The organism is Pseudomonas rhizozeae, assembly GCF_031583775.1.
In the GTDB taxonomy this organism is placed as follows: Bacteria; Pseudomonadota; Gammaproteobacteria; order Pseudomonadales; family Pseudomonadaceae; genus Aquipseudomonas.
Window position 1 is genome coordinate 27,913 of record NZ_JAVLSB010000026.1, and the last position, 19,462, is coordinate 47,374.

The following is a 19,462-nucleotide window of genomic DNA, read 5'->3' on the forward strand; positions in this document are numbered from 1 at the left end:
CTCGCTTCCGCCAGCGGCGACGGAATTCTTATTGTTTGAAAGGACGGCCAGTGTTACCGATTTTGCATTTTGAATTCAATATGCATTATTGAACGCAACAACTCAGTGGGTTTCTGCCGCGAGTAATTGAGTGATCGCCGCCAGCGAAGCCGCCGGATTGCCCCTTGCCGCAAACTGCAACCGCCCGCTGGCATCGACTTGCAGGACCTGCGCCAATAATCGTGCGACTGCGAGCATGTGCGTGGTGCGCAAGCCCTGCCGAGTGATGAATTGCGTGCCCAGACGCAGCGCTTGGTGGCCGGCCATGGAAGGGTCGACACAGGTGCCGATGAGGATGCCGTGGCTCTGCAATGCGACCATCACCGCCCGTGGCTCCGCGCCAGGCGCCAGTGGCAGCAGCAGTTGATGAGTGTGCACCTCGTCGCCATGGGCCGCGATGACCGGCAGGCCGGCGCTGAGCAAGGCGCGGTGCAACGCGGCGCTATTGGCGACAATACTCGCGGCGTAATCGGTGCCGTCACGCTGGGCCTCGGTCAACGTAACCAGCAGCGACGGCAAGCGCCCGGCGTCATAGTTGGCCAGCATCCGCGTGTCGAGTAATTCGCGCAGTGCGGCTGCGTCTTGCGGATCGCGTCCCAGCACCAGACCTTGCGGGCGTCCGGGCAGGGTTTTGTAAGTCGAACTGCTGATCAGGTCGACTCCCGCATCAAACGGATTCGGGTAAGTACCGCCGGCAATCAGGCCCAGGACGTGGGAGGCATCGAACAGGGTCTTGGCCCCCACCTCGCGCGCCGCTTGCACCACTGGCGCGATGTCGTCGGCCTTGAGCATGATGCTGCGCCCAAGGATCACCAGGCGCGGCTTGATCTGTTCGATCTTCTGCACCGCGCCCGCGGTGTCGAGGCGGCAGGCGCGGCGATCGTAGGGCAAATCGTCAACCACCAGACCGGCCATCTGCGGTGTACCGCCGCGCCGCTGGCTCAAATGCCCGCCATGCTCAGCCGCCGGTGCCAACAGGTGGTCCCCCGGCTGGCAGTAAGCGTGGAAAATCGCCAGGTTGGCCAAGGTGCAACTGGCCAAGCGAACTTCAGCCCACGCAGCGCCAAACAGGGTCATGGCGGCCTGGCTGGTTTGCCGTTCGAGCTCGCTGACCAGTTCCGTTTCCGGTTGCTCCTTGCAACCAATCGGGCCCATCGCCGGGTACGCGCTGAGCGCCGGGCTGTAGGCCGCCATCGCACGGGTGCTCGGCAGGTTGGCGCCGGCATAGAGCATCAGCCGTTGCTGTTGCAGTTGCGGTAAACGCTCGGCACACGCGGCGAGCAAAGTGTCGAGGTCACGCGCCATGGTCAGGCTCCTGGGTGGAAGGGTTCAGCGGCGAATGGAATCCGGATGCTCGGCGTCGTCACGCACCATCAACATCAGCGCGTCGCGTTTTTCCAGCAAGTGATGCCGCAGGATCTCGCTCAAACGTTTGCCGTCCCGGGCTTGCAGGGCCTCGATCATTTCTTCGTGATCGTGCAGCGCGCGGTCCCACTTCGGTGCCTGTTGGTTGGAGAGGAAGCGCAAGGCGTGGATGCGGCGGTTCAGCGACAGGTACACTTGACGCAGCGCCGAGTTGCGCGCGGCGAGGTTGATCAGGTCATGGATCGCGCGGTTGCGCTGGTAGTAGCCCGGCAAGTCGTTCTGATTCTTGCTGACCACCATGGCGTAATGCAGCGCTTTGATTTCTTCCAGCTCTTGCGCGGTGATGCGCTCACAGGCCAGTTCGCCGGCAAAGGCCTCAATGCCGCTCATCAGCTCGAAGGTTTCGCGAATCTCCAACTCCGACATGCGCGCCACGCTTGCGCCACGGTTGGGGTTGATTTCGATCAGGCCCTCGACCGCCAAAACCTTCAACGCTTCGCGCAATGGTGTGCGGGAAATGCCCAGGGTTTCGCACAGTTCCCGCTCGTTGAGTTTCTTGCCTGGGGCTAACACCCCTTCAGTGATAAAGCTGCGCAAGTGCTCTACGACCATGTCGTGCAGGCGTTGACGTTCGACTTTGGGCATCAACAGCGGGCTGCTCAACTCGCCCGAATCTTCAATATTTTGCATGCAAAATCCTCATCAACATGGCTTTTGAGCCATTTCCTTATTCGAAAATATCCCGGTTAGTGCCGAATATTAGCGCAAATACAGGGTTTGACACAGCAAGAAGCCGTGCTAACGTATTTTGCATTCAAAATACAAAAACAATAGGAGTCACCCATGCTGAAACTTGATTTCCATCCCGCCGGCCGTCACTTCCTGCAAATTCCTGGCCCCAGCCCAGTGCCGGATCGCATCCTCCGCGCCATGAGTTACCCGACCATCGACCACCGTGGTCCAGAGTTCGGTGAGCTGGGACTCAAGGTCCTCGACGGCATCAAAAAAATCTTCAAAACTCAACACCCCGTGGTCATTTACCCGGCGTCGGGCACCGGTGCCTGGGAAGCCGCACTGTGCAATACCCTGAGTGCTGGCGATGAAGTGCTGATGTTCGAAACCGGCCACTTCGCCACGTTGTGGCAAAAAATGGCCCTCAGCCTGGGGCTCAAGCCGCAGTTCATCGGTCATCCCGGCATTGAAGGCTGGCGCGGTGGCGTCGATGCGCAAATGATTGAACAACACCTGCGCGGCGACAGCGCCCACCGTATTAAAGCCGTGTGCGTGGTACACAACGAAACCAGCACCGGTGTGACCTCGGACATCGCCTCCGTGCGCAAAGCGATCGACGCCGCCGGCCACCCCGCCCTGTTGCTGGTCGACACCATTTCCGGCCTCGCTTCGGCTGACTACCGGCATGACGAATGGGGTGTCGACGTCACCGTTTCCGGCTCGCAAAAAGGCCTGATGCTGCCGCCGGGCATCAGTTTCAACGCCCTCTCGCCCAAAGCCATCGAAGCCAGCAAAACCGCCGGCCTGCCGCGCAGCTTCTGGGCCTGGGACGAAATCGTCGAGATGAACAAAACCGGCTATTGGCCGTACACCCCGAACACCAACCTGCTGTATGGCTTGTCTGAAGCGCTGGACATGATCCTTGGCGAAGGGCTGGACAACGTCTTCATCCGCCACAACCGTCTGGCCCATGCCTGCCGCACCGCCGTCAGCGCGTGGGGCCTGGAAATCCAGTGCGCCGACCCGAGCGTCTACAGCCCGGTATTGACCGGCGTGATGACCCCCGAAGGCATCGACGCCGATGTTGTGCGCAAGACTATTTACGAGCGCTTCGACATGTCGCTGGGAACGGGCCTGGGCAAGATGAAGGGCCGGATGTTCCGCATCGGCCATTTGGGTGATTGCAATGACCTGATGTTGATGGCCACTCTGACGGGCTGCGAAATGGGCCTGCAGATGGCCGGCGTGAAACTGCAATCGAGCGGCGTACTTGCCGCCATGGATTACCTGGGAGGGCAATCCGTGCCGTTGCGGCGCGATTGATGTAACCGGAGCGGCGACCTGTTCGCCGCTCCGTGCTTCGACTAACTATCCCGAATCAACGCGTTTGTCAGCGTGAACAATAAGAAACTGGAGATAGAACATGAGATTTTTACGTCTGCGCCCCACCACGGTGGTGCTTTTCATGCTGTGCGCCATGTACTTCATTACCTACCTCGACCGGGTCAACGTCAGTACGGCGGCGGTCGGGTTCGGTAAGGAATTCAACCTGACCAAAACAGAGATCGGCATCGTCTTCTCTGCTTTTGCCTATCCCTACCTGATCTTTCAAATCATCGGCGGCTGGGTGAGCGACCGGTTCGGTGCCAAACGCACGCTGATCGTCTGCGGCCTGATCTGGGCCGGCGCCACGGTGCTCACCGGCCTGGCCGGCGGCTTCGTTTCGCTGATCATCGCCCGGGTACTGCTCGGTCTCGGTGAAGGTGCAACCTTCCCCGCGGCCACCGCTGCCATGTCACGCTGGATTCCCAAGGAAAAACGCGGCTTCGCCCAAGGCATCACCCACGCTTTCGCCCGTCTCGGCAATGCCCTGGCACCGGCGGCGATGATTGCAGTAATGGCCACTTACGGATGGCGTGAGTCGTTCTACGTGTGCGCCGCCATCAGCTTTGTCTGGGTCGCGATCTGGGCCCTGACGTTCACCGAACTGCCGAAAGACCACCCGCGCATCTCCCAGGAAGAACTGGCCACCCTGCCGCCACCGAAAGTCAAAAGCACCGCGCCGCTGGCCTGGGGTCGTTTGTTCCGGCGCATGGCGCCGGTGACCATCGTGTACTTCTGCTACGGCTGGACGTTGTGGTTACTGCTCAGTTGGGTGCCGATGTACTTCATGAACATGGGCCTGGACTTGAAGAACACCGCGATCTTCGCCTCCACCGTGTTCTTCGGCGGCGTGGTCGGCGACACCCTGGGTGGCATCGTCAGTGACCGCATCTACGCGCGCACCAAAGACCTGAACAAGGCGCGCAGCCTGATGGTCGCGGTGTGCCTGGGGCTGACGCTGCTGTCGCTGGTGCCGCTGATGTTCACCAAGGACATGCACATCTCCCTGGCCTGCCTGGCGATCGGTTTCTTCTTCTCGGAAATGACCATCGGGCCAATGTGGGCGATCCCCATGGACATTGCCCCGGACCATTGCGGCACCGCCAGTGGCATGATGAACACCGGCTCGGCAATGGCGGCGATTGTCAGCCCGGTGGCCGCCGGTTTGCTGATCGACAAGTTCGGCAACTGGCAGCTCCCGTTCCTGGTCAGCATCGTGTTGCTGGCGATCGGCGTGGTGCTGTCGTTCCGCATGAAGCCGCAAAACAAGTTCGAGTACAGCAAACCGGCGCAGCCCTCGACACCCGTCGTGGACCCGGCGCCCGTCAGCATCAAATAACTGACCCACCCCGCCTGCGGGCGGGGCCATCAATGGAGCGACATTTTGACTACTGCATCCAATCCTTCGCGCCTGGCGCAACTGCTGGTCGACGCACAACGTGAACGCAGCCCATTGGGCGAACTCGACAACGCGCTGTACCCCGAAGACCTGGCCACCGCCTACCTCACCCAGCAGGAAATCCTGCGCCTGCGCGGCGTACAGGCGGGCGGCTGGAAGATCGGTTCGAAATCCCACACCGGCCCGATCCAGGGCTCGCCGCTGCCGCGCGATTGCCTGTTCCCCGCCGGCAGCCAGTTCGAACGCGGCGTTTATGCGCCGGTTGGCCTGGAGCTGGAAATCGCCTTCCGCTTCAACCGCGCCTTCACCCCGCGTGACGAGGCATACAGTGAGGAAGAAGTGCTGGCCGGAATTGGAGAAATGGCCGCGAGCATCGAAATCGTGTCCAGCCGTTTTGCCGCGTTTCCGAAGGTCGAGCCCTTGAGCCAGTTATCTGATCTGCTCAACCACGGCGCGCTGATCGTCAGCGAGTTCGTGCCCTACGACCCGGGCTTCCCGTTCACTCAACCGCAGCTCAGCTTTACCCTCAACGGCGACAGCATCGTGCCGTCGGCGGTGGCCAACCCGGCGGGCGATCCGCGACGCCTGCTGCCGTGGCTGGTCAATCATCACACCGGCCAGGGCCAGACGTTGCCGCAGGACTTTGTGATCACCACCGGCTCGTTCACCGGCATGTTTTTCGCCGAAGGCCCGGCAGAGGTGAAAGGCCAGATCCAGGGCTTGCCGCCGGTATCCTTGACCCTGGTCTAAGCACGCACCCAGTAACCGGGGCGGCTATAGACTTCCTTGAGGAAGGCGATAAAAAACCGCACCTTGGCCGGCAGGTAATGCTGCTGCGGGTACACGCCCTGGATGTCGTAGCTGGGCAAGGCGAACTCATCGAGCACCGTGGTGAGTTCGCCGCTGAGCAGCTCGCTCTGGATTTCCCAGACCGACCGCCAGCAAATGCCCAGCCCACGTTTGGCCCAATCAAACAGCAACTCGCCATCGTTGCAGTACAGGTTGCCGGCGACTTTGACTGCCACCTGCTTACCATCCTTCTGAAAGGTCCAGCCACGGTGCTGCCCGCCCTGCAAGTTGAACGCCAGGCAATTGTGCCGAGCCAGGTCTTCGAGGGTCTGCGGCGTGCCGTGCCGGGCGAAGTAACTCGGCGCGCCACACACCACCCGGCGGTTGGCGGCCAGGGTGATCGCCACGTAGTTGGGGTCGAGCACTTCGCCGATGCGGATGCTCATGTCGTAGCCTTCGCGCACCAGGTCAATGACGTTGTCGGTGAGGTCCAGCGATAGCTTCAGATCGGGGAAACGCGCCTGGAATTCCGGCGCATGGGGCGCGACGTGGCGGCGACCGAAACCGGCCGGCGCGGTGATCATCAAGTGCCCGCGTACCGCGCTGCGGTTGTCGCTGATGCTGGCGTCGATCTCATCGAATGACTGCAGCAACACCTTGGCCTGCTCCAAGTACGCCTCGCCCAGTTCGGTGAGGGTCAGGCCGCGGGTGGAACGGTGGATCAACTTGACCCCCAGCCGTTGCTCCAAAGCGGTCAGGCGCCGGCCCATGATCACCGGTGTCACGCCATCGGCCAGCGCCGCCGCGGCAAAGCTGCCACGGGAGGCGATCAGGACGTAGCTGCGCAGTTCCGTGTAACGATCCATTCGATACTCCTGATACCGACAGAAACGATAAAAGCGACGATTCACAAAGCAGGCTAGCAAACGGATGCTGTGAATGTACGAAAAATATCGAATCAAGGAGAGCACCATGCCCCTCATGAAAGCCATCGAAGCCGCCGTCCTGGTCATGCGCCGTGAAGGTATCGACACCGCCTTCGGCATCCCCGGTGCGGCGATCAACCCGCTGTACGCCGCGCTGAAAAAACTCGGTGGCATCGACCATGTGCTGGCCCGCCACGTGGAAGGCGCGTCGCACATGGCGGAGGGGTACACCCGCGCCGTCGCTGGCAATATCGGGGTGTGCATCGGCACCTCGGGCCCGGCCGGCACGGACATGATCACCGGCCTGTATTCGGCGTCCGCCGACTCGATCCCGATCCTCTGCATCACCGGCCAGGCACCCCGCGCCCGGTTGCACAAGGAAGACTTCCAGGCCGTGGACATTTCCAGCATCGCCGCGCCGGTGTGCAAGTGGGCCACCACCGTGCTCGAACCCGGCCAGGTGCCCTACGTGTTCCAGAAAGCGTTCCAGATCATGCGCAGTGACCGACCCGGCCCGGTGTTGATCGACCTGCCGTTCGACGTGCAAATGGCCGAGATCGAGTTCGATATCGAGGCCTATGAGCCGCTGCCGGTGGTCAAGCCCAAGGCCAGCCGCCAGCAAGCGGAAAAAGCCATGGCCCTGCTCAATCAGGCCGAGCGCCCGCTGATCGTCGCCGGCGGCGGCATCATCAACGCCGATGCCTCGGCGCTGCTGGTGGAGTTCTCCGAGCTGACCGGCATCCCGGTGATCCCAACGCTGATGGGCTGGGGCTGCATTCCCGATGATCACCCGCACATGGCCGGCATGGTCGGCTTGCAGACCTCGCACCGCTATGGCAACGCGACGATGCTGGAATCGGACGTGGTGATCGGCATCGGCAACCGCTGGGCCAACCGTCACACCGGCTCGATCCCGGTGTATACCGAGGGCCGGCGGTTCATTCATATCGACATCGAACCGACGCAAATCGGCCGGGTGCTGATGCCGGAACTGGGGATCGTCTCGGACGCTGGCAGCGCCTTGACGATGCTGCTGGAAGTCGCCCGCGAATGGCACACCGCCGGGCGCCTGAAGAACTTCGGCGCCTGGCTCACCAGTTGCCAGCAACGCAAAAGCAGCCTGCAACGCAAAACCCATTTCGACAACGTGCCGGTCAAGCCGCAGCGCGTGTACGAAGAGATGAACCGTTTTTTCGGCCAGGACACTTGCTACATCAGCACCATTGGCCTGTCGCAGATTGCCGGCGCGCAATTCCTGCACGTCTACAAGCCGCGGCACTGGATCAACTGCGGGCAGGCCGGGCCCCTGGGATGGACGATTCCCGCCGCCCTCGGCGTGGTCAAGGCCGATCCGCAGCGCCAGGTGGTGGCGCTGTCCGGCGATTACGATTTCCAGTTCATGATCGAGGAACTGGCCGTGGGTGCGCAGTTCAAGCTGCCCTACATTCACGTGGTGGTGAACAACTCGTACCTGGGTTTGATCCGCCAGGCCCAACGGGGTTTCGACATGGATTATTGTGTGCAACTGGCGTTCGATAACATCAACGCGCCGGAACTGGAGGGCTACGGCGTCGACCATGTGGCGGTCGCCGAAGGCCTGGGCTGCAAGGCGCTGCGGGTGACCGATCCGGCGCACCTGCAAGCGGCGTTTGCCGAGGCCCGGGCGCTGATGGCCCAGCACCGGGTGCCGGTGGTGGTCGAAGTCATTTTGGAACGGGTGACCAACATCGCGATGGGCACCGAGATCAATGCAATCAACGAATTCGAAGCGTTGGCCGAATGCGCCGCCGACGCCCCGACCTCCATCAATCTGATGGCCTGACCCTTTGAACAATCGGAGAAATTCATGACCCGTTTATGCGCCAACCTGTCGATGCTGTTCACCGAGCAGCCGTTCCTGCAGCGTTTCGCCGCCGCGGCCAATGCAGGGTTCACCGGTGTCGAATACCTGTTTCCTTATGAGTTCGGTTCTGCCGAGATCAAGGCGCAACTGGACGAGCACGGCCTGACCCAAGTGCTGTTCAACCTGCCGGCCGGCGACTGGGCCAAGGGCGAACGCGGCATCGCTTGCCATCCGGACCGGGTCGAAGAGTTCCGCGCCGGGGTCGACCTGGCCATCGAATACGCCAAGGTTCTGGGCAACACTCAGGTCAATTGCCTGGCCGGCATCACCCCTTCGGACGGCGACCCTGCCCTGGTGCGGCAGACCTTTATCGACAACCTGACATACGCCAGCGCCCGGCTGGAAACCGCCGGCATTCGTCTGGTGATGGAGATGATCAACACCCGCGACATCCCCGGTTTCTACCTGACCACCACCGCCCAGGCGCTGGAGATCCGCGAGCAGGTCGGTAGCAGCAACCTGTTCCTGCAATACGACATCTACCACATGCAAATCATGGAAGGTGACCTGGCCCGCACCCTAGAAGCGCAGCTGCCGCTGATCCACCATGTACAACTGGCCGACAACCCCGGCCGGCATGAACCGGGCACAGGTGAAATCAACTACCGCTTCCTGTTCGAACACCTCAAGCGCATTGGCTACGACGGCTGGATCGGCTGCGAATACAAACCCCTGACCACCACCGAAGCCGGGCTTGATTGGCTGAAGACGCATAACGTGATGTGAGAGCACGATTTGCTGCGGTGACTTGGCGTTTGTGCCTCTGCTTGTGTGGCTTTTGCTTCTGCTTTTTGTGGCGAGGGAGCTTGCTCCCTCGCCACAAAAGCTCAAAAGCTCAAAAGCTCAAAAGCTCAACACCCTTAACACCCCAACACCTCAGCCCTTGCCCGCCCCAAACAAGAGGATTTCTTCATGGCTAAAATCGGATTCATTGGCACTGGTATCATGGGCCTGCCCATGGCGCAAAACCTGGTCAAGGCCGGTCATCAGTTGTTCCTTTCAAACCACCACAGCACCCCGCCCAAGGTGTTGACCGACGCCGGCGCCGAAGTGTTGGCCAACCCCGCTGACGTGGCGCGGCAAGCGGAGTTCATCATTATCATGGTGCCGGACACGCCCTTCGTGGAAACGGTGCTGTTCGGCGAGAACGGTGTCGCCGAGGGCTCCGGTCCCGACAAAGTGGTGATCGACATGAGCTCGATCTCTCCGTCGGCCACCAAAGCCTTCGCGCAGAAAATCGTCGCCACGGGCGCGCGTTACCTTGATGCGCCGGTATCGGGCGGTGAAGTCGGGGCCAAGGCTGGCACCCTGAGCATCATGGTCGGCGGCGATCAACCGGTGTTTGACCGCGCCCTGCCGTTGCTGCAAAGCATGGGCAAAAACATCACCCTGGTCGGCGGCAATGGCGACGGGCAAACCGCCAAAGTGGCGAACCAGATCATCGTGGCGCTGAACATCCAAGCGGTGGCCGAAGCCCTGCTGTTCGCATCGAAGAACGGTGCCGATCCCGCCAAGGTCCGTGAAGCCTTGATGGGCGGTTTCGCCTCGTCGAAGATCCTGGAAGTGCACGGCGAACGCATGATCAAGGGTACTTTCGATCCAGGCTTCCGCATCGCCCTGCATCAGAAGGACTTGAACCTGGCGCTGGAAGGCGCCCGCGAGCTGCACCTCAACCTGCCCAACACCGCCAACACGCAGCAAGTGTTCAGCACCTGCGCGGCACTGGGCGGCAGCCAGTGGGATCACTCGGCGCTGATCAAAGGCCTGGAGCACATGGCGGATTTCTCCATCCGCGATCAGCAGAAATAAGATTGTCCGAGCATAAAAAATCCCGCCGATCTGGCGGGATTTTTTGTGGCCCGGTCGGTTACTCCGGACGGCGCACGTACTGGCGATACACCGGCTGCCAGAAATGCTCGTCGATGGCCGCTTGCAGCGCCTCCTCCGGCATCGGTGGCGCCACGCTGTCGCGCTGGGCCGCCATGCCCACTGCGAAAGCAATGCGTTTGCTCACGGCTTGCACCTCACGCAACGGTGGCAACATTTGCCCAGCGCCAGCGCTTTCCGCCAAGGCCTGGGCCGAGGCCATCAGCATGCCGTCGGTGATGCGCGTGGCCTTGCTGGCAATCGCGCCGAGGCCGATACCGGGGAAGATGTAGGAGTTGTTGCACTGGGCAATCGGGAAGGTTTTGCCGAGCACTTCGATTGGCAGGAACGGGCTACCGGTCGCTACCAAGGCCTGGCCTTCAGTCCACTCGAGGATGTCTTTCGGATGCGCTTCGATCTGCGAAGTCGGGTTGGACAGCGGCATGATGATCGGCTGCGCACAATGCGCGTGCATAGTCTTGACGATGTCCTGAGTGAACAGCCCGGCCTTGCCCGATACGCCAATCAGCACAGTCGGTTTGGCGTTGCTCACCACTTCCTGCAGCGACGGCCAGTCGCCGCTGAACTGCCATTGCTTCAAGGCTTCGCTGGAATGCGCCAGGCGTTGCTGGAAGTCGTACAGATCCGGTTGGCGATCGGTCAGCAAGCCTTTGCTATTAAGCAGGTAAACCTGGCTGCGCGCCTGGGCCTCGCTCAAGCCTTCAAGCTGCATCGCCGCGATGATCTGCTCGGCGATCCCGCACCCGGCGGAACCGGCGCCGACAAATGCCACGGTTTGCTCGGACAGGCGCTGGCCCTTGACCTTGCACGCGGCGAGCAAGGTACCCACGGTGACCGCGGCCGTGCCTTGGATGTCGTCGTTGAAGCAGCACAACTGGTCGCGATAACGGGCGAGCAGCGGCATGGCATTGGTCAGGGCGAAGTCTTCGAATTGCAGAATCGCTTCCGGCCAGCGGCGCTGGATGCCTTCGACAAACGCTTGCAGGAACTGGTCGTATTCGGCGCCACGCACGCGTTCTTCGCGGCGGCCGAAATACAGCGGATCCGCCAGCAGCGTCGGGTTGTTGGTGCCGACGTCGAGCACCACCGGCAAGGTGTAGGCCGGGCTGATGCCGCCACAGGCGGTGTACAGCGACAGTTTGCCGATGGGAATGCCCATTCCGCCGACGCCTTGGTCGCCGAGGCCGAGAATGCGCTCACAGTCACTGACCACGATGACTTTCACATTATCCTTGGTGACGTTGTTGAGGATGTCGTCGATCCGGTCCTGGTCGGCGATGCTGATAAACAGACCGCGATGGCTGCGGTAGATGCGCGAGAACTCCTGGCAGACCTTGCCGACCGTGGGCGTGTAGATGATCGGCAGCATCTCGTCGAGGTGGTCGTCGACCACCCGGTAGAACAGGGTTTCGTTGGAGTCCTGGATCGAGCGCAACAGGATGTGCTTATCCAGGTCGCTGTTGCACCCCTGGTATTGCTGGTAGGCGCGCGCGGCTTGTTGCTCGATGGTTTCGATTTCTTGCGGCAGCAGCCCACGCAGGTGCAGGGCGTCGCGTTCGTGCGCGGTGAAGGCAGTGCCTTTGTTCAGCAGTGGCGTACCCAACAAGGTCGGGCCTGCGAAAGGGACTTGAACCGCGCGATCATTGGCATGACTCATCTCAATCTCCTGTGCTTATTGTATTTTGAATTCAATATACACTTCTGAATTCGAAATCCAAGTAGGTCGAAGGGCCAGGACAGCCTAGCGCCGCACAGCTGTTTACAGGCGAAAAAGTTGGCGCAAGGTGTCTCCAAGCAACTTTACGGCCTCATCGCCCTCGGACGAAGCCCCGTGCATAAACACTACGTCGTGGTCGGGGATGACGGGGAAGCCTTCAAGAATCTGCATCTGCTCGGTCACCCGCGCGCGGTCGATCAGGCTGATCGCCAACCCCGCCTCGACGCAGGCCTTCACCGCTTGATTGGACGGACTTTCCAGCACCACCCGCGTACGCCGGCCGCTGTCTTTCAGCGACTCCTGCATGGCTTGCCGATAAGGGCATTGCGCGGCATGCACGGCCAGCGGCAGCGGGTCCGTCGAGGCCAGCGCCGTATGGCTTGGGCCCACCCACACCGGCGTGGTCGACAGCAGCCATTGCATCGGCGCCTGTCGCTGCTCCTGAGGCAGTGCGACGATGGCCGATTGCAGCTTGCCGCGCTGCACTTGGTCGCGCAGCGCGTAACTGGGCGCGGTCTTGAGTTCCAGCACCACGTTGGGCCAGGCGGCAGCAAAGGTCGGCAGGATGTCGCGGATCACGTGGGTGGCGTATTCGTCCGGCACGCCCAAGGTAATCCGCCCTGCCAGATGAGTGCCGTGCAACTCCGCCAGCACCCGGTCATGGGTGCTGAGCAATTCGCTGGTCGAGATGAGCAAACGCTTACCCAGCGCGGTCAGAGACACTGCCTGGTTATCGCGGTTGAGCAAGCGCCCGCCCGCCACCGCTTCCAGGCGCTGCACATGCACGCTCACCGCCGCCGGGCTTTTGTGCAAGCGCTCGGCCGCTGCGCTGAATTTGCCGATCCGTGCCACCGCGTGAAAGGTCCGCAGCAGTTCAATATCAAGGATTGCCGTCATGGTTTCGTCTTCGTGAATGACTGATGCCATATATTTTGATTTAGTAGATTACTCTCCCTCTGTAGGGTGTGGCTATGAACTCGACCAATTCGTTGTCCGTTGATGCGCACGCCAAACCCGATTGGCGCCAGACCACTCGCCTGCCGTTGCTGGAGGCCGGGCTGATCCTGACTTGGAGCTCCGGCTTCGTCGGCGCGCGCTTCTCGATCGATTACGCGCCGGCACTACTGGTGGTGTTTTGGCGCTGCGTGGTGATCGCACTGATCCTCCTCCCGTTCGTCGCCAAGTCCCTGCGCCGCACCTCGCTCGCCGTATTGCTGGTCAATGCCGGCATCGGCTTGTTGGCGATGGCCGGTTACCTGGCGGGGGTCATCCAGGGCATCGCCCTCGGCGTACCGGCGGGGCTGGCGGCGGTGTTCGCCAACCTGCTGCCGATGGCGGTGGCGGTGTTGGCAGCGGTGTTCCTCAAGCATCGATTGCCCTGGCAAATCTGGCTGGGCCTGGTGATCGGCCTGGTCGGCGTGGTGCTGGTAACACTCGGCGCGCTGGCCTGGGGCAATGCGCCGCTGTGGGCCTACGGTTTGCCGGTGCTCGGCACTTTGTCGCTGGCGGTCGCCACCCTGTGGCAAAAGCAATTACCGGCCGAGCGCTCGATGGACCTGCTGCCGAACCTATGGCTGCAATGCTGCGTGTCGGCCGTGGCTTTCGGCTTGATCGAAGGCTGGCAAGGCAGCCTGGCGCCGATCTACAGCGCCGGGTTCGCCATGAGCGTGTTGTGGACCGTGGCTCTGTCGACCCTCGGCGGCTACGGCCTGTACTGGATCTGCCTGCAACGCTCCAGCCCGACCCGGGTCGCCAGCGTGTTGTACCTGTGCCCGCCGGTGACCATGATCTGGGCCTGGGTGATGTTCAGCGAGCCGTTGACCGTGCCGATGGTCCTCGGCATGGCAGTCTCCGGCGTCGGCATCTGGATGGTGGTGCGGGCGGAAAACCGGCAACCCGCGCTGATATAGAGCAGCGCACCCTCAGTCCTTGGCCAATTCTTCGGCGAGGAAATCTACCAGCGCCGAAACCCGCCGGCTCGGCGCGCCACCGGCGGTCACCGCATACAGATCGACATGGGGCGGCACGTACTCGTCGAGTGCTGTTTCCAGCAGCCCCTCCTCTATCTCGTGACGCACCTCCCAACGATTTTTGATCATCACGCCGTGGCCCTGCATCGCCCAATGTCGCAGCACGCCGCCGTCATTCGCGGTGCGATTGCCGGTGACACGCACAGCCATCGGCTTGCCGGCGATCATGAACGGCCAGGTCGCAAAGGGCACGCCGGGCCGCTGCAGGATCAGGCAGTTATGCCCGGCCAGTTGCTCGGGATGGCTGGGTTTGCCGTGGGTTTTCCAGTAGCCGGGCGTGGCGCAGATGATGCGCTGGCTGCGGATGAGCGCTCGCGAGCGCAGATTCGAATCCATCAGCGGGCCATTGCGTACCGCCAGATCCAAGTTGTGTTCGATCAGATCCACCACGCCATCGCCCAGGTGCAACGTCACCTGAATCTGCGGGTGCAGCGCCATGAACTGGTCAACCAGCGGCACCAGTTGCCGACGGCCGAAATCGCTGGTGGCGGTCATGCGGATCGGGCCTTTCAGCGGTCCGCTCTGGCGGATCCCGTCAATCGAACCATCCCAGTCAGCGAGCAACCCTCGGGCGTAGGCGAGGAACACTTCGCCTTCGTGGGTGAAGGTCAGCTTGCGGGTGGAGCGGGTGATCAAACGCGACGCCACCCGTTCTTCCAGCTGTTGCAGCGCCAGGGTCACGGTGGACGTCGCCACCGCGTGCAGGCGCGCGGCGGCGCTGAGGCTGCCGGTTTCGGCAATGCTGACGTACAGGCGTAGCGCGTCGAAGGTGTCCATGGGCTACAACTCTCTAGGGTTCAACCCAAAATAGTTCGAGCTTCTCGAAAAGTCATCTCTATATTGACCGGATTATCGAACGATAAAAAAAGGCGCAAGCTTCGGCCATCAACTGAATCTGGAGGTTTCCCATGCACATCGACTTTACCGGCCGTAACGTCCTGGTCAGCGGCTCTACCAGCGGCATCGGCTTCGCCACCGCCAAGAGCTTTCTCGAGGCTGGCGCCCACGTGGTCATCAACGGCCGCACCCAGGCCAGCATCGACAACGCCCTGCGCCGCCTCGGCTCATTGGCCGCCAACGCCGACGGCTTTGCCGGAGACCTCGGCACCGAGGCCGGCAGCGCTGAGCTGTTCGCCCAGTACCCGCACTTCGACATCCTGGTGAACAACCTGGGGATTTTCCAGCCGCAGGATTTCTTCGACACGCCGGACAGCGAATGGCAGAAATTCTTCGAGGTCAACGTGATGTCCGGCGTGCGTCTGTCGCGGATCTACGGCCCGGGGATGGTGGCAAACAAATGGGGGCGGATCGTGTTTATCTCGTCGGAATCGGCGCTGAATATTCCGTCCGACATGATCCATTACGGCTTCAGCAAAACCGCGCAACTGGCGATTTCCCGCGGCTTGGCCAAACGCCTGGCGGGCACTGGGGTCACGGTCAATTCGGTGTTACCAGGGCCGACATTGTCGGAAGGCGTCGCCGAGATGCTGCGCCCCGAAGTTGAAAGCTCCGGCAAGAGCCTGGAAGACGTGGCGGCCGAGTTTGTCACCACCCATCGCGGCTCCTCAATCATCCGCCGCGCCGCCAGCGTCGAGGAAGTGGCGAACATGATCATCTACGTCAGTTCCGAACAGGCTTCGGCCACCACCGGCGCCGCCCTGCGCGTCGACGGCGGGGTGATTGACAGCATCGTCTGACCGCCCCACTCCACCCACTTGCTACGTTGCAGGCCCTTGCGGGTCAAGGCCTGCTCGCGTCCGAATCATGAGGATTTCGCCATGAAACACCCGATCATCAGCGCCATCGAAGAACGCCGCACCATTAACCTGTTCGACACGTCGCACGGCGTCGAGCCTGAACAAATCCGCGAACTGGTGCGCCTGGCCACCTCGGCACCGACCGCGTTCAACCTGCAGAACTGGCGCTTCATCGCCGTGCACACCGCCGAAGCCAAAGCGCGGCTGCGCAAGCTGGCGTGGGACCAGGCTAAAGTCAGCGAAGCCTCGGTGACCTTCATCGTGGTCGGTCAATTGGCCAATCACCTGCACTTGGCCGACCGACTGGCGCCAAGCGTGGATGCCGGGCTGATGCCGCCGGAGATGGTGCCAGGCTGGGAAGGCGCGGCGAAAAGCCTGTACTTCGAACAACCGCAGCGTCAGCGCGATGAAGCCGTGCGCACCGCTACGTTCGGCGCCGGCACCCTGATCTATGCCGCCCATGCCATGGGCCTCGGGTCGGCGCCAATGATCGGCTTCGATGCCGACGCCGTGGCCGAGGCCTTCGGGCTCGCAGCGGACGAAATTCCGGTGCTGCTGGTGGCGGTCGGCCAACCAGCACCGGAGAACTGGCCACAAAAACCGCGTCGGCCATTGGCGCAGGTGCTCAGCGTTCTGTAACACGCGCCCCTTGGAACCGCCTGGCGCATGATTCTTCGACAGTTGCAGATCTGCGCCGCTTTTGCCGTTCTGTGCGACACATCGCACTTCCTGGGTTCCCGCATCGGGGCCTTGGCTGGTAGTTTGGAAAATCTTTCTGATTGTGTAATCAGATATTTCTTACAAACTGCCAGCCAAGGAATGCCCCCCGCAATGGATTTTTCCCTCAAGCACATCGCCGCGACCACCCTGATGTTCGCCAGCCTTTCGGTGTTCACCACCGCCGCACAGGCCAACCTCACCGCACAACAGAGCGCGACCATCGTCAAGACTTTCAGTGAAGCGCCGGTCACGGATTTCCGGCAATTCCTCACCAGCCTGGGCAAGAGCGAGTTGGCGAAAACCGACGACCTCGGCGCGGCCATCAACGCTTTCCTCGGCAACAAAACCTTGTCCGCCGAACAGCAAAACCAGATCCATCGCCTACTCGGTGTGTACGCACGGGTGAAATACGCCAGCGCCGCTACCGAAACCTTGCGTGAGCTGGTGGAGATTCCGACGGTGCGCGTGGAAGGCGTCGATCAGCACGACAACCCGGCCTTTATCAAGATTGCCGAGAAGATCAAAACCCTCGCCAAGGATTTCAACCTGACCTTCCGCAACATCGATAACCGCGTCTACGAGATCTCCCTCGAAGGCCATGGCAGCGAAGTGGTGGGCATCCACGCCCACGCCGACGTGGTGCCGGTAACCCCGGAGAACTGGGTACTGCAGGACGGCACCCGCCTCGACCCGTTCAAAGTCACGTTGATCGGCGACCGCATGTACGGTCGTGGCACCGAGGACGACAAAAACGGCATCGTCGTGGCGCTGTACGCGATGAAGATCATCAAGGAAGAAAAGTTGCCGCTGGCGCGCAACTTCAAGCTGCTGATCGACACCACCGAAGAAACCACCGGCGACGCGATCCCCTACTACTTCGAACGCAACCCTACGCCCAACTACAACCTGGCGCTGGACGGCGGCTACCCGGTGGTGATCGCCGAGAAAGGCTACGGCACCGTGATGGCCAGTTTTGCCCGCAAGCCTGGCGAGGGCAAAGGCGCCGAGTTGGTTGCGATGACCGGCGGCAAGGCCACCAACCAGATTCCGTCCACGTCCGTGGTGACCCTGGTCAGCGACCAACCCGCCGAACTGGCCGCCAGCCTGCAACAGGCCGGCAGCGAGTACGCCAAGCGCAATGGCGGTAACTTCGAGGTCGCCGCCAAGGTCGACGGCAAGGACGTCAAACTGACGGTTACCGGCGTATCCGCACATTCCTCCGAGCCTGAGTCCGGGGTCAACCCGGTGGCACGGATGCTCGACTTCATCAACAGCCTCGACGGCAAAATCGCTTTGAAGCAAGGGCCGATCACCGATGCCGCGCGCTACGCCGCCGACAACTGGGGCCTGGATTACCTGGGAAGTCAATTGGGTGTCGGTTTCGCCGATGACTTCATGGGGCCGCTGACTGCCTCGCTGACCTACGTCGCCCAGGATGAGAAAGCCTTCAAACTCGCGGTTAACCTGCGGGTGCCCAAGGGCAAGTCGCCGGAAGCGCTCAAGGCGCAGATCGCTGAAAAGCTCAACGCCTGGAGCCAGAAAACCGGGATCAAGCCGACCTTCGAATACTCGATCGCCGAGCCGATGTACCGCAATCCGGAGGGCGAATGGGTCAAGGCGTTGCTGGCAGTGGCCACCGAAAACCTGAGCATGGAGCACAAGTTCGGCAGCTCAGCCGGGGCAACTTCGGTGCATGAACTGCCTAACGGCGTGCAATTCGGCCTGGCCATGCCCAACGTCAAATACACCGGCCACAACGACAACGAGTTCAAGACCACCGAGCAGTTTCTGCTGGACTTGCAGATTGTCACCGAGATGATGGGGCGCATCGGCCAACTGCCGAAGCTCTGATCGCTCAGCGCTGCGCCGTTGCCGGCCGAGACGCCCGTCTTACCGGCTTCAGCGCGGCGACGTTTCTCGGCTGAACGCGCCCAGTTCCTTCACCAGGCTCTGAGCGGCCAGCCGTACCAGCGCCCCACCCTTTTCTGGCGTCGCTTGAGCCGGGTCGGAACCCATGCGGCCATCGGGGAAGCGTGCACGGAAATCCAGCGCTTCACGGATCGGCCCCGACGGGGCGATTTGCGGATGGTAATCCGCGGACTTGATCGAGTCCGAGTAGGCCCACTGGGTCACGGCAATCTCGGACGGCGTGGCGTGCATGCCATGGCCGGTGGGAAATTGCTGGTTGGCCAGCGCGCCCACGCCTTCCAGATCCCACCAGTTGCACAACTTCAAGGCAAAACCGGCGGGACGACCGGCGAAACTCGCTTCGGCGTACAGCTCGGAAAACGCTGCTTCAATCGAAGCAATATTGCCGCCATGCCCGTTGAGAAACAGGATCTTCTCGAAACCATGGCCGGCCAGTGAACGTACCCAGTCACCGATGGCGGCCATAAAGGTCGAAGGCCGCAACGAGATGGTCCCGGCGAAGCCCAAGTGATGCTGGGCCATGCCGATGTTGAAGGTCGGGCCAATCAGAATGTCAGCCTCTTTTTGCGCTTCATTGGCGATGATTTCCGGGCACATCCAGTCGGTGCCCAGCAGGCCGATCGGGCCGTGCTGCTCGTTGGAACCGATGGGAATCACGATGCTGCGGCTGCGCTGGAGGAATTGTTCGATTTCAGGCCAGGTGGATCGATGTAAAAGCATTGTCGCCTCGCTGTTTTTTCAGGCTGTATTGAAGCCGGTGGGTCACGGTACCGCGCCGGCTCTCTGGATCCATAACAGCATAAGCCGGGGCGGCGGGGACATTCTACGAAGGTGTCGATCGATCGCCCGTGGATTCGCCAGGCGCCTTTCGCTAACGGGCAGAGCC

17 protein-coding genes are annotated in these 19,462 nt (G+C 61.7%); 10 read left to right on the forward strand and 7 right to left on the reverse strand.

Features of this window, described 5'->3' with window-relative positions; all coding sequences use genetic code 11:
- Nucleotides 1-102: 102 nt before the first annotated feature.
- Both RG836_RS08500 and RG836_RS08505 read right to left on the reverse strand, forming a co-directional pair.
- Entirely contained in the window at nucleotides 103-1,344 is a 1,242-nt protein-coding gene (locus tag RG836_RS08500; RefSeq protein ID WP_310844738.1) for a glycine hydroxymethyltransferase, read from the reverse strand.
- A 24-nt stretch (nucleotides 1,345-1,368) separates the two neighbouring features.
- Complete coding sequence (locus tag RG836_RS08505) at nucleotides 1,369-2,094, reverse strand: GntR family transcriptional regulator (RefSeq protein ID WP_310844740.1); 726 nt, start codon at nucleotides 2,092-2,094, stop codon at nucleotides 1,369-1,371.
- A gap of 153 nt (nucleotides 2,095-2,247) precedes the next feature.
- Here RG836_RS08505 and RG836_RS08510 point away from each other — a divergent pair, with 153 nt between their 5' ends.
- From RG836_RS08510 to RG836_RS08520, 3 genes are all read left to right on the forward strand, one after another.
- Nucleotides 2,248-3,459: a pyridoxal-phosphate-dependent aminotransferase family protein gene (locus RG836_RS08510; protein WP_310844741.1), complete on the forward strand. Its 1,212-nt coding sequence runs from the start codon at nucleotides 2,248-2,250 to the stop codon at nucleotides 3,457-3,459.
- A 100-nt stretch (nucleotides 3,460-3,559) separates the two neighbouring features.
- Complete coding sequence (locus tag RG836_RS08515; RefSeq protein ID WP_310844742.1) at nucleotides 3,560-4,858, forward strand: MFS transporter; 1,299 nt, start codon at nucleotides 3,560-3,562, stop codon at nucleotides 4,856-4,858.
- Nucleotides 4,859-4,903: 45 nt separating this feature from the next.
- Nucleotides 4,904-5,668, forward strand: coding sequence for a 2-keto-4-pentenoate hydratase (locus RG836_RS08520; protein WP_310844743.1), 765 nt, complete (start codon nucleotides 4,904-4,906; stop codon nucleotides 5,666-5,668).
- On the opposite strand, the gene RG836_RS08525 is transcribed toward RG836_RS08520, so the two are convergent.
- On the reverse strand, nucleotides 5,665-6,573 hold the full coding sequence (locus RG836_RS08525; RefSeq protein ID WP_310844744.1) for a LysR family transcriptional regulator: 909 nt from the start codon (nucleotides 6,571-6,573) through the stop codon (nucleotides 5,665-5,667). The genes RG836_RS08520 and RG836_RS08525 overlap by 4 nt on opposite strands.
- A 106-nt stretch (nucleotides 6,574-6,679) precedes the next feature.
- Here RG836_RS08525 and gcl point away from each other — a divergent pair, with 106 nt between their 5' ends.
- The 3 genes from gcl to RG836_RS08540 all read left to right on the forward strand — a co-directional run bounded on the left by gcl (nucleotide 6,680) and on the right by RG836_RS08540 (nucleotide 10,345).
- Nucleotides 6,680-8,455: a glyoxylate carboligase gene (gene gcl / locus RG836_RS08530; protein ID WP_310844745.1), complete on the forward strand. Its 1,776-nt coding sequence runs from the start codon at nucleotides 6,680-6,682 to the stop codon at nucleotides 8,453-8,455.
- A gap of 24 nt (nucleotides 8,456-8,479) precedes the next feature.
- On the forward strand, nucleotides 8,480-9,262 hold the full coding sequence (gene hyi, locus RG836_RS08535) for a hydroxypyruvate isomerase (RefSeq protein WP_310844746.1): 783 nt from the start codon (nucleotides 8,480-8,482) through the stop codon (nucleotides 9,260-9,262).
- Nucleotides 9,263-9,448: 186 nt separating this feature from the next.
- Nucleotides 9,449-10,345 carry a 2-hydroxy-3-oxopropionate reductase gene (locus RG836_RS08540; RefSeq protein ID WP_310844748.1) on the forward strand — a complete coding sequence of 299 codons (897 nt, stop codon included), beginning with the start codon at nucleotides 9,449-9,451 and terminating at the stop codon, nucleotides 10,343-10,345.
- A gap of 58 nt (nucleotides 10,346-10,403) precedes the next feature.
- Here RG836_RS08540 and RG836_RS08545 read toward each other — a convergent pair whose 3' ends face one another.
- Together RG836_RS08545 and RG836_RS08550 are read right to left on the reverse strand one after the other, a co-directional pair.
- Nucleotides 10,404-12,080 carry an NAD-dependent malic enzyme gene (locus RG836_RS08545; protein WP_310844749.1) on the reverse strand — a complete coding sequence of 559 codons (1,677 nt, stop codon included), beginning with the start codon at nucleotides 12,078-12,080 and terminating at the stop codon, nucleotides 10,404-10,406.
- A gap of 102 nt (nucleotides 12,081-12,182) precedes the next feature.
- A complete protein-coding gene (locus RG836_RS08550; protein WP_310844750.1) occupies nucleotides 12,183-13,037 on the reverse strand; it encodes a LysR family transcriptional regulator in 855 nt (284 codons plus the stop codon).
- A gap of 74 nt (nucleotides 13,038-13,111) precedes the next feature.
- On the opposite strand from RG836_RS08550, the gene RG836_RS08555 reads away from it, so the two are divergent.
- On the forward strand, nucleotides 13,112-14,050 hold the full coding sequence (locus RG836_RS08555) for a DMT family transporter (protein ID WP_310844751.1): 939 nt from the start codon (nucleotides 13,112-13,114) through the stop codon (nucleotides 14,048-14,050).
- A gap of 12 nt (nucleotides 14,051-14,062) precedes the next feature.
- On the opposite strand, the gene RG836_RS08560 is transcribed toward RG836_RS08555, so the two are convergent.
- Nucleotides 14,063-14,947 (reverse strand): LysR family transcriptional regulator, encoded by an 885-nt coding sequence (locus RG836_RS08560; protein WP_310844752.1) that lies wholly within the window; start codon nucleotides 14,945-14,947, stop codon nucleotides 14,063-14,065.
- Nucleotides 14,948-15,078: 131 nt separating this feature from the next.
- Between RG836_RS08560 and RG836_RS08565 the strand changes: the two genes are divergently transcribed.
- The 3 genes from RG836_RS08565 to RG836_RS08575 all read left to right on the forward strand — a co-directional run bounded on the left by RG836_RS08565 (nucleotide 15,079) and on the right by RG836_RS08575 (nucleotide 18,498).
- Nucleotides 15,079-15,867 (forward strand): SDR family NAD(P)-dependent oxidoreductase, encoded by a 789-nt coding sequence (locus RG836_RS08565; RefSeq protein WP_310844754.1) that lies wholly within the window; start codon nucleotides 15,079-15,081, stop codon nucleotides 15,865-15,867.
- A gap of 81 nt (nucleotides 15,868-15,948) precedes the next feature.
- Complete coding sequence (locus RG836_RS08570; protein ID WP_310844756.1) at nucleotides 15,949-16,566, forward strand: nitroreductase family protein; 618 nt, start codon at nucleotides 15,949-15,951, stop codon at nucleotides 16,564-16,566.
- A 192-nt stretch (nucleotides 16,567-16,758) separates the two neighbouring features.
- Nucleotides 16,759-18,498 carry a dipeptidase gene (locus RG836_RS08575; RefSeq protein WP_310844757.1) on the forward strand — a complete coding sequence of 580 codons (1,740 nt, stop codon included), beginning with the start codon at nucleotides 16,759-16,761 and terminating at the stop codon, nucleotides 18,496-18,498.
- A gap of 48 nt (nucleotides 18,499-18,546) precedes the next feature.
- Here the strand turns inward: RG836_RS08575 and RG836_RS08580 are convergent, their stop codons facing one another.
- Nucleotides 18,547-19,296, reverse strand: a complete 750-nt coding sequence (locus RG836_RS08580; protein WP_310844758.1) for a creatininase family protein — start codon at nucleotides 19,294-19,296, stop codon at nucleotides 18,547-18,549.
- Between the last annotated feature and the right edge of the window lie 166 nt (nucleotides 19,297-19,462).

What these genes read in the sequence shown, in the direction of transcription:
- RG836_RS08550 (WP_310844750.1), bottom strand. Translation starts at nt 13,037, where the DNA reads ATGACGGCAATCCTTGATATTGAACTGCTGCGGACCTTTCACGCGGTG.
- RG836_RS08580 (WP_310844758.1), bottom strand. Translation starts at nt 19,296, where the DNA reads ATGCTTTTACATCGATCCACCTGGCCTGAAATCGAACAATTCCTCCAG.
- RG836_RS08560 (WP_310844752.1), bottom strand. Translation starts at nt 14,947, where the DNA reads ATGGACACCTTCGACGCGCTACGCCTGTACGTCAGCATTGCCGAAACC.
- RG836_RS08505 (WP_310844740.1), bottom strand. Translation starts at nt 2,094, where the DNA reads ATGCAAAATATTGAAGATTCGGGCGAGTTGAGCAGCCCGCTGTTGATG.
- RG836_RS08555 (WP_310844751.1), top strand. Translation starts at nt 13,112, where the DNA reads ATGAACTCGACCAATTCGTTGTCCGTTGATGCGCACGCCAAACCCGAT.
- RG836_RS08525 (WP_310844744.1), bottom strand. Translation starts at nt 6,573, where the DNA reads ATGGATCGTTACACGGAACTGCGCAGCTACGTCCTGATCGCCTCCCGT.
- RG836_RS08565 (WP_310844754.1), top strand. Translation starts at nt 15,079, where the DNA reads ATGCACATCGACTTTACCGGCCGTAACGTCCTGGTCAGCGGCTCTACC.
- RG836_RS08515 (WP_310844742.1), top strand. Translation starts at nt 3,560, where the DNA reads ATGAGATTTTTACGTCTGCGCCCCACCACGGTGGTGCTTTTCATGCTG.
- gcl (WP_310844745.1), top strand. Translation starts at nt 6,680, where the DNA reads ATGCCCCTCATGAAAGCCATCGAAGCCGCCGTCCTGGTCATGCGCCGT.
- RG836_RS08575 (WP_310844757.1), top strand. Translation starts at nt 16,759, where the DNA reads ATGGATTTTTCCCTCAAGCACATCGCCGCGACCACCCTGATGTTCGCC.
- RG836_RS08570 (WP_310844756.1), top strand. Translation starts at nt 15,949, where the DNA reads ATGAAACACCCGATCATCAGCGCCATCGAAGAACGCCGCACCATTAAC.
- RG836_RS08545 (WP_310844749.1), bottom strand. Translation starts at nt 12,080, where the DNA reads ATGAGTCATGCCAATGATCGCGCGGTTCAAGTCCCTTTCGCAGGCCCG.
- hyi (WP_310844746.1), top strand. Translation starts at nt 8,480, where the DNA reads ATGACCCGTTTATGCGCCAACCTGTCGATGCTGTTCACCGAGCAGCCG.
- RG836_RS08510 (WP_310844741.1), top strand. Translation starts at nt 2,248, where the DNA reads ATGCTGAAACTTGATTTCCATCCCGCCGGCCGTCACTTCCTGCAAATT.
- RG836_RS08500 (WP_310844738.1), bottom strand. Translation starts at nt 1,344, where the DNA reads ATGGCGCGTGACCTCGACACTTTGCTCGCCGCGTGTGCCGAGCGTTTA.
- RG836_RS08540 (WP_310844748.1), top strand. Translation starts at nt 9,449, where the DNA reads ATGGCTAAAATCGGATTCATTGGCACTGGTATCATGGGCCTGCCCATG.